Source organism: Umezawaea beigongshangensis (assembly GCF_016464305.1).
Classification (GTDB): Bacteria; Actinomycetota; Actinomycetes; order Mycobacteriales; family Pseudonocardiaceae; genus Umezawaea_A; species Umezawaea_A beigongshangensis.
Map to the genome: position 1 here is coordinate 323,724 of NZ_JAEIOJ010000001.1, position 8,864 is coordinate 332,587.

Here is an 8,864-nt window from a genome sequence, read left to right on the forward strand (position 1 = left end):
CTACGCGGACGGCCGCGGGTGCTCGAAGCACCCGCGGCCGTCACGTCGTGACTCGTGCTCACTGTGCAGGAGCCGCCTCGGCGTCGGCCGGGACGTCCGTCGCGGGCGTGCTCGCCGCGTCGGTGTCCTCCTCGACGAGGACCAGGCTGATCTTGCCGCGCTGGTCGATGTCGGCGATCTCCACGCGGAGCTTGTCGCCGACCTTGACGACGTCCTCCACCTTGTTGATGCGCTTGCCGCTGCCCAGCTTCGAGATGTGGACGAGACCGTCCTTGCCCGGCAGCAGGGAGACGAACGCGCCGAACGCCGCGGTCTTGACCACGGTGCCCAGGAAGCGCTCGCCGACCTTCGGCAGCTGCGGGTTGGCGATGGCGTTGATCATGTCGATCGCCGCCTCGGCCGACGGGCCGTCCGCCGCACCGACGTAGATCGTGCCGTCGTCCTCGATGGAGATGTCGGCGCCGGTCTGCTCGGTGATCGAGTTGATCATCTTGCCCTTCGGGCCGATGACCTCGCCGATCTTGTCGGTCGGGATCTTGACCGACGTGACGCGCGGCGAGAACGGGCTCATCTCGTCCGGGCTGTCGATGGCCTCGGCCATGACCTCCAGGATGGTCAGGCGCGCGTCGCGGGCCTGACCCAGCGCCCGGCCGAGCACCTCGGACGGGATGCCGTCGAGCTTGGTGTCGAGCTGGAGCGCGGTCACGAACTCCTTCGTGCCGGCGACCTTGAAGTCCATGTCGCCGAACGCGTCCTCGGCACCGAGGATGTCGGTCAGCGCGACGTACTCCGTCTTGCCGTCGACCTCGTCGGAGACCAGGCCCATCGCGATGCCCGAGACCGGCGCCTTCAGCGGCACACCGGCGTTGAGCAGCGACAGCGTGGAGGCGCAGACCGAACCCATCGACGTGGAGCCGTTGGAGCTCAGCGCCTCGGAGACCTGGCGGATCGCGTAGGGGAACTCGTCGCGCTTGGGCAGCACGGGCACGAGCGCCCGCTCGGCCAGCGCGCCGTGACCGATCTCGCGGCGCTTCGGCGACCCCACCCGGCCGGTCTCACCGGTGGAGTAGGGCGGGAAGTTGTAGTGGTGCAGGTAGCGCTTGTGCGTCTCGGGGGACAGCGAGTCGATCTGCTGCTCCATGCGCAGCATGTTCAGCGTGGTGACACCCAGGATCTGGGTCTCGCCGCGCTCGAACAGCGCCGAGCCGTGCGTCCTCGGGATGACCGCGACCTCGGCGCCCAGCGACCGGATGTCGGTCAGGCCGCGGCCGTCGATGCGGACCTTGTCGCGCAGGATGCGCTGGCGGACCAGCTTCTTGTTCAGCGAGCGGAACGCCGCGCCGATCTCCTTCTCGCGGCCCTCGAACTGCTCCGCGAGCTTCTCCAGCGTCGACGCCTTGATCTCGTCGAGCGCGCCCTCGCGCTCCTGCTTGCCCGAGATGGTCAGCGCCTGCGCCAGCTCACCGGAGGCGGCCTGCTCGACGGCGGCGAACACGTCGTCGGCGTAGGCCGGGTAGACGGGGAACTCGCCGGTCGGCTTCGCGGCGACCTCGGCCAGCTTGGCCTGGGCGTCGCACAGCACCTTGATGAACGGCTTCGCGGCCTCCAGACCGGCGGCCACGACCTCCTCGGTGGGAGCGGTCGCGCCCTCGGCGACGAGGTCGATCACGCGCTCGGTGGCCTCGGCCTCGACCATCATGATCGCGACGTCGTCACCCACCACGCGGCCGGCGACGACCATGTCGAACACGGCCTTCTCCAGCTGCTCGTGGGTCGGGAACGCGACCCACTGGCCCTCGATCAGGGCCACGCGCACGCCGCCGATCGGGCCGGAGAAGGGCAGGCCCGCGAGCTGCGTGGACGCGGACGCGGCGTTGATCGCCACGACGTCGTACAGGTCCTGCGGGTTGAGGCTCATCACCGTGATGACGACCTGGATCTCGTTGCGGAGGCCGTCCACGAAGGACGGGCGCAGCGGGCGGTCGATCAGGCGGCAGGTGAGGATCGCGTCGGTCGACGGGCGGCCCTCGCGGCGGAAGAACGAGCCGGGGATGCGGCCGGCGGCGTACATCCGCTCCTCGACGTCCACGGTGAGCGGGAAGAAGTCGAAGTGCTCCTTCGGGTGCTTCGACGCCGTGGTCGCCGACAGCAGCATGGTGTCGTCGTCCAGGTAGGCGACGACGCTTCCGGCCGCCTGACGGGCCAGGCGGCCCGTCTCGAACCGGATGGTGCGCGAGCCGAACGCGCCGTTGTCGATAACGGCGGTCGCCTCGTGGATGTCGGTGTCCGTCATGTAGTAGACCTCTCGTCGTTTGCGGGCGCAGCGCACACGGGCGCGGGGATCGCTGTTCGGACGAGGCCGGTCTTCGATCGAAGTCCCCTGGATTCCCGGCGGGCCCTGCGGGCTCTGCGCCGAACCAGGGAACCACTACCGAGGACCGGCGAACTGTCGTCCCCGTGAGCGGCGTGCTGCCCCTGTTGGTACTTCTCTTCCCGACCAGGTCCGGTTCTACACCGGTTCCCGGTTGTACGCCGAAGGGGAGTGACCCGCTGGTCACTCCCCTTCGGGACGTCTCACCTGCGCAGGCCGAGCCGCTGGATCAGCGAGCGGTAGCGCTGGATGTCCACCTTGGTCAGGTAGTTGAGCAGACGGCGGCGACGGCCGACCATCAGCAGCAGACCCCGACGGGAGTGGTGGTCGTGCTTGTGCGTCTTCAGGTGCTCCGTCAGGTCGGCGATGCGCTTGCTCAGCAGCGCGACCTGCGCCTCGGTGGAACCGGTGTCCGAGTCGTGGACGCCGTACTCCGTGAGGATCGACTTCTTCTGCTCAGTGGTCAGAGCCACCTGGTGATCTCCTCGGTTGTCAGGTCCGTGCGGCCCCGCGCGGATGCGTCGCGGGGTGAGACGGTGCTGGCCGCCACGGACCGCAGCCAGACCCGGTAGACGAGGTTACCAGGGATCGTGCCCGAGCTCGTCCCGGCCGCTCTCCGGCGGGGCCAGCGGTACCGCCGCGACCTGCGTGTACTCGTGTCCGCCCCGCTCCGCGTCGCTGCGCACCAGCACGACCTCCCGCGCGGTCCAGCCGGTGGCGGCGGGCGGCTGTGCCACGACGTGCGGCGGGGTGCGGCCCCGCCACCGGGCCACGGTGAGGTGCGGGTGCCAGCGGTCCGGGTCGGCTCCGGCGGCGAGCGCGACGGCGCGCAGCGCGTCGAGGTCACCGCCCACGCCCGCCCACAGCACCCCGGAGCCGAACGTGCCGAGCGCGCCCAGCTCCAGGCGCGGGGCCGGCAGGTGGGCGACGCGCTCCAGGCCGTCGATCCGCGCGTCGGTGTCGGCGTCGTCGCCGTGGAAGGCGAGCGTGACGTGCCACTGAGCGGGGGAGGTCCACCGCAGACCGGGGTGCGCGGCGCGGGCTCCGGCGAGCGCGGCGTCCAGCGCGCGCCGCACGTGCGGCGGCGGGACGAGCGCCGTGAACAGCCGGGTCAGCTCACTCGTCCTTCGCGGCGCGGAGCAGTGCGGCGCCCAGGAACGGGAAGACGTCGCCGAGGGCGTTCGCGGCGTTGCGCAGCTCCCTGGGGTCGGACAGCCTGCGCAGCAGCTCCACGAGGCTCGTCACGTCCTCCGCGTGGGTCGGGACGACCTCCCGGCTCACCGTCGGCTTCGACTGGCGCACGTCCTCCAGGGCCGCGCGCAGCGCCTCGGGCTTGCGCGCCCTGACCTCGGGGATGAGGACCTTGCGCTCCAGCATCATCATCCGCGCCAGCACGGCCGGGTTGCCGATCTTGGCGCGGCGTCCGCTCATCACCTGGCTCAGCATGGGCGCGCTGATGCCGAGCACCTCGGCCAGCTGCGCCTGCGACACGTCGAACGCCACCACCAGATCGCGCACCCGGTCCCCCAGGGGCTCGCCGTACCACTCCCGCTGAAGGGCGAGATTGCGCTGGACGATCTTGTGGTCCTCCACCTTCGCCTCTCCGATCGACACGCTCACTCCGTTTCACCGCATCGTGCCAGCACCACATCTCAACCACGTGGGAAAGAGCCGAACGGTTCACCACCGGGCAGACCATCCCGCCGAAACGGGCATTCCGGCCGCTCACACGTCGGCGAGCAGCTCCCTGGTGCGTGCGACGTCCAGGTCCATCTGCGCGACGAGCGCCTCGACCGAGTCGTACTTCTCCATGCCGCGCAGCCGCACCACGAAGTCCAGAGCGACGCGCTGGCCGTAGAAGTCCTCGTCGACGTCGAGCACGAACGCCTCGACGCGGCGCTCCCTGCCGGAGAAGGTCGGGTTGGTGCCGACGGAGACCGCGGCGCGCAGCCGCCGTTCCTCACCACCGGCGGAGTGGGTGAACCAGCAGGCGTAGACGCCGTCGGCCGGCACGGCCGCGAACCGGGTCGTGGAGAGGTTCGCCGTCGGGTAGCCGAGGTCCTTGCCCCGGCCGTCGCCCCGCACGACGATGCCCTCCAGGCGGTGCGGCCGGCCCAGCGCGGCCGCCGCGGCGGCGACGTCACCGGCGTCGACGCACGCGCGGATGTAGGTGGAGGAGAAGGTCACCTCCCCATCCTGCGCCTCTCCGGAGTCGGGAAGGTGAACGGTGACCAGATCCGCGCCCTCCGCCACGAATCCGAACCGCTGTCCGAGGCGGCGCAGCAGGTCGACGTTGCCCGCCGCGCGGTGGCCGAAGGTGAAGTTCTCACCCACGACGACCGCCGCGACGTGCAGCCGGTCGACCAGGAACTCGTGCACGAACTCGTCGGGGGGCATCCGCGACAGCTCGACGGTGAAGGGCATGACGCAGAACACGTCCGCGCCGAGCCCCTCGACCAGTTCGGCGCGCTGCCGCAGGGTCGTGAGCTGAGCCGGATGGCTGCCGGGCCGGACGACCTCGGAGGGGTGCGGGTCGAACGTCATGACGACGCTCGGCACTCCGCGCTGCGCGGCGAGCTTCACCGCGCGGTCGATGAGCGCCTGGTGCCCGCGGTGCACCCCGTCGAACACGCCGATGGTCACGACGCAGCGACCCCAGCCGCCGGGAAGATGATCGAGTCCTCGCCACCGTTGCACGCGATCAGCCTACGACTCGCCCCCGCGGCCACGGGGCGGGACGGGTCACTCCGCCGGCGACAGCACGACCAGCGCCCTGGCGACGGGGCCCTCGTCCCTGGCCAGCGCGACCACGTGACCGTCCGGTCCGAACACGCCGTAGGCGCCGTCGAAGCCGCCGGCCGCCAGTCGCTGCCCGTGGGACAGGGCGAGGACCTCGCGCGGGTCGATCTCGCGGCGCGGGAACGCGGTGGCCACGGCGGCGTCGAGGTTCAGCGACAGGCCGGGCTCGGCCTCCAGCTGCTCCAGCGTGCGGGCGACGCGCAGGTCGAACGGGCCGACGCGGGTGCGGCGCAGCGCGCCGAGGTGGCCGCCGACGCCGAGGTCGGCGCCCAGGTCGCGGGCCAGGGCGCGCACGTAGGTGCCGGAGGAGCACTCCACCATCACGTCCAGCTCGACGCCACCGTCCTCGCGGCGCAGCTGGAGCAGGTCGAAGCGGTGCACCGTCACCGGACGGGCCGGGATCTCGACCTGCTCGCCGTCGCGCACCCGCTTGTAGGCGCGCTTGCCGTCGATCTTCACGGCGCTGACGGCGCTGGGCACCTGCTGGATCGGGCCGGTGAGCGTCGCGATCCCGGCGCGCACGGCCTCGTCGGAGACGCCGGAGGAGTCGGCGGTGGAGAGCACCTCGCCCTCGGCGTCGTCGGTGGTGGTCGACGAGCCGAGGCGGATGGTCGCGAGGTACGCCTTGCTGTCCAGGGCCAGGTGGCCGAGCAGCTTCGTCGCCCGCTCCACTCCCAGCACGAGGACGCCGGTGGCCATCGGGTCGAGCGTCCCGGCGTGCCCGACCTTGCGGGTGCCGAGGATGCGGCGGACCCGCGCGACGACGTCGTGGGAGGTCATGCCGTCCGGCTTGTCGACGACGACGAGGCCGGGAGGGACGACGGGGCGCTGAGCACGGGCTGAAGCGGGCACGACCGCACATCCTAGGCGGACGCCGGCTCCAGCTCGGCCGCGTCCCACCGGCGCTGCCGGATCCGGACCGGGACCTCCTCGCCGCGGGCCTCCGCGGCGAACACCTCGGCCCGCGCGCGCCGCCACCACGCGGTGGTGCGCCACGTGCCGAGCAGCAGCACGACGGCCACCGGCAGCAGGCCGATCCGGTAGGCCTGCGCGCGCGGCAGGCCGTCGGCCAGGTCGAGCAGCACGCCCACGGCCAGCGCGGTGAACGTGACCGCGAGGAAGCCCCCGACGTTGACCACGCCGGTCGCGGTGCTGACCCGGTGCATCGGGTTGTAGTCGCGGGCCAGCGCGAACGCGACGCCGGAGATCGGGCCGCCCAGGGCGAGCAGGAAGAACACGACGGCGATCACCGGCAGCGGGACGCGGCCGCCGGGCCAGCCCAGCAGCACGGTCCAGAGCACGACGGCGAGCGCGAGGTAGCCGATGGTGATCGGCATCCGGGCCGCGGGAAGCCGGGAGATGACCGCTCCGAACAGCGGGCCGCCGACGATCGCGGACACCACGAGCAGGCTCAGCACCGAACTGGCCGCGGTGGCGCTCAGCCCCTGCCCCTGCACCAGGTACGGGTAGCCCCACAGCATCCCGAGGACGGCGGGCGTGGACATCGTGGAGAAGTGGGCCCAGAAGCCGAGGCGGGTGCCGGGCACGCGCCACGCGGTCCGCACCCTGCGGGCGAGCGTGCGCAGCGGGACCGGTTCGACGACCGGGACCGGTGCGCCGGAGGGCACGTCGCGCACCCCCAGGACGACCGCGGCGGAGAACACCGCGGTGGCGACACCGGCGATCAGGAACGTCCACGTCCAGCCCGCGCTGTGCAGCAGCAGCGTCAGCGGCACGGTGGACACGAGGTTGCCCGCCGCGCCGAGCGCCGCCGTCAGGGTCATGATGACCGGGAAGCGGCGGGGCGGGAAGTGCGCCGCGGCCAGGCGCAGGACGCTCACGAAGGTCATGGCGTCGCCGACGCCGAGCACGACGCGGGCGGTGACGCCCAGCGCGTAGGAGTCGGCGAGGGCGAACAGCGTCTGCCCCGCGCCCATGAACAGCGCCGCCGCGGTGAGCACGCGGCGGGGGCCGAAGCGGTCGACCAGCAGCCCGGTGGGGATCTGCATGAGGGCGTAGACGCCGACCTGGAGCACGGTGAACGTGCTCAGCGCGGCGGGTCCGAGCCCGAACCGCTCACCGGCCTGCAGACCGGCCACGCCGAGCGTGGTGCGGTGGAAGACGGCGGCGACGTAGACGAGCACTGCGGTGGTCCAGATCAGCCACGCCTGCCCGGTGGCACGATCGACCGGCACGGGTGTTCCCTCCTCGGGGTCCGGGCGCGGGCGTCGTCGGCCGCTGGGTGTGTTCCTCACCCGGTACATCGCGTCGCGCCCCCGGCGGGTGACGCTCCGGCGACGTGGGTCTGGTCACGAGCGCACGGCGCCCACGACGGCCCAGCGGCCCGTGCGGGTCCGCGCGAGCACGGCGACCAGCCTCAGGAGCATGAACAGCGACAGGCCCGTCCAGATTCCGGTCAGGCCCCAGCCGAACGCCAGCGACGCCCAGATCAGCGGCAGGAACCCCGCGGCGGCGGAGACGAGGGTGGCGGTGCGCAGGAACGCCGCGTCGCCCGCGCCGAGCAGCACGCCGTCCAGCGCGAACACCACCCCGGCGACCGGCTGGAGCGCCACGAAGAACCACCAGGCGTGCGGCACCTCGGCCAGCACCGCCGGATCGGTGGTGAACACGCGCGGCAGCACCCCGGACAGGGCGGCGAACAGCACGCCGAGAGCGGTGCCGAACACCAAGCCGTAGCGGGTGATCTGCCACGCGAAGCGCCGCGCCCGCTCCTGCCGCGCGGCGCCGAGGGCAGCGCCGACGATGGCCTGGGCGGCGATGGCGAGCGAGTCGAGCACCAGCGCGAGGAACGACCACAGCTGGAGCACGATCTGGTGCGCTCCCACGGCGGCGATGGACGTGCGCGCCGCGACCGAGGCCGCGGACAGGAAGCACGCCTGGAAGGCGAGGCTGCGCAGCACGAGGTCGCGGCCCACGCCGAGCTGGACGCGCATCAGGGCGGGCTCCGGCCGCAGCGGCACCCGCTCGACGGCGAGCGCGCGGAAGAACAACCCGGCCGACACCACCTGCGCGACGACGTTGGCGACGGCCGAGCCCTCCAGGCCCAGGCCGGCCGGGTAGACGAGCACCGGGCACAGGACGGCGGACAGGCCGTTGCCGAACAGCACGTACCGCAGCGGGCGCGCGGTGTCCTGCACACCGCGCATCCAGCCGTTCCCGGCCATCGTGACCAGCACGAACGGCGCGCCGAACAGGGCGATCCGCAGCCAGGACACCGCCGTGGCGGCCACCTCGCCGTTCCCGGCCAGCGCCCGCGCGACGGGCCAGGCGACGAGCTGGCCGACGAGCACGATCAGCAGACCGGCGGCCAGCGCCAGCCAGGTCGCCTGCACGCCCTCGGCGACCGCGGCGGAGCGGCGACCGGCGCCGTGCAGCCGGGCGGCGCGGGCCGTCGTGCCGTAGGACAGGAACGTGAGCTGGGACGACACCTGGGTGAGCAGCACCCCGCCGAGCGCGAGCCCGGCCAGCGGCAGCGCGCCGAGGTGTCCCACGACGGCGGTGTCCACCAGCACGTAGAGCGGTTCGGCCGCCAGCACCCCGAGCGCGGGCACCGCCAGGGAGACGACCCGTCGCGCGGGCACCCGGTCGTCCACCACGGCACCCCCGAAAGCGTTGAAACGAAGTCAGTCGTTACACCCTAGCTCCGGGGAAGGCCGCGCGGGAGGGCCGGGTG

Annotated in this window: 8 protein-coding genes; all 8 read right to left on the bottom strand. The window is 72.6% G+C overall.

From position 1 onward, the window contains the following. Positions 1-58: 58 nt before the first annotated feature. The 8 genes from IMZ35_RS01505 to IMZ35_RS01540 all read right to left on the bottom strand — a co-directional run bounded on the left by IMZ35_RS01505 (position 59) and on the right by IMZ35_RS01540 (position 8,787). On the bottom strand, positions 59-2,293 hold the full coding sequence (locus IMZ35_RS01505) for a polyribonucleotide nucleotidyltransferase (protein WP_199439026.1): 2,235 nt from the start codon (positions 2,291-2,293) through the stop codon (positions 59-61). Between the two features lie 281 nt (positions 2,294-2,574). Further along, positions 2,575-2,844, bottom strand: a complete 270-nt coding sequence (gene rpsO, locus IMZ35_RS01510; protein WP_199439027.1) for a 30S ribosomal protein S15 — start codon at positions 2,842-2,844, stop codon at positions 2,575-2,577. 105 nt (positions 2,845-2,949) lie between these two features. Continuing rightward, positions 2,950-3,486 carry an RNA 2',3'-cyclic phosphodiesterase gene (thpR, locus tag IMZ35_RS01515; RefSeq protein ID WP_307867759.1) on the bottom strand — a complete coding sequence of 179 codons (537 nt, stop codon included), beginning with the start codon at positions 3,484-3,486 and terminating at the stop codon, positions 2,950-2,952. 1 nt (position 3,487) lies between these two features. Then, a complete protein-coding gene (locus tag IMZ35_RS01520) occupies positions 3,488-3,964 on the bottom strand; it encodes a helix-turn-helix domain-containing protein (RefSeq protein ID WP_199439581.1) in 477 nt (158 codons plus the stop codon). 132 nt (positions 3,965-4,096) lie between these two features. Then, positions 4,097-5,068: a bifunctional riboflavin kinase/FAD synthetase gene (locus IMZ35_RS01525; RefSeq protein ID WP_199439029.1), complete on the bottom strand. Its 972-nt coding sequence runs from the start codon at positions 5,066-5,068 to the stop codon at positions 4,097-4,099. A gap of 45 nt (positions 5,069-5,113) precedes the next feature. Continuing rightward, positions 5,114-6,022 (bottom strand): tRNA pseudouridine(55) synthase TruB, encoded by a 909-nt coding sequence (gene truB / locus IMZ35_RS01530; protein ID WP_199439030.1) that lies wholly within the window; start codon positions 6,020-6,022, stop codon positions 5,114-5,116. 11 nt (positions 6,023-6,033) lie between these two features. Further along, positions 6,034-7,365 (bottom strand): MFS transporter, encoded by a 1,332-nt coding sequence (locus IMZ35_RS01535; RefSeq protein WP_307867650.1) that lies wholly within the window; start codon positions 7,363-7,365, stop codon positions 6,034-6,036. Between the two features lie 114 nt (positions 7,366-7,479). Beyond that, positions 7,480-8,787 (bottom strand): MATE family efflux transporter, encoded by a 1,308-nt coding sequence (locus tag IMZ35_RS01540; protein ID WP_199439032.1) that lies wholly within the window; start codon positions 8,785-8,787, stop codon positions 7,480-7,482. Between the last annotated feature and the right edge of the window lie 77 nt (positions 8,788-8,864).

Coding starts and splice junctions, on each gene's coding strand:
- IMZ35_RS01505 (WP_199439026.1), bottom strand. CDS start 2,293: ATGACGGACACCGACATCCACGAGGCGACCGCCGTTATCGACAACGGC.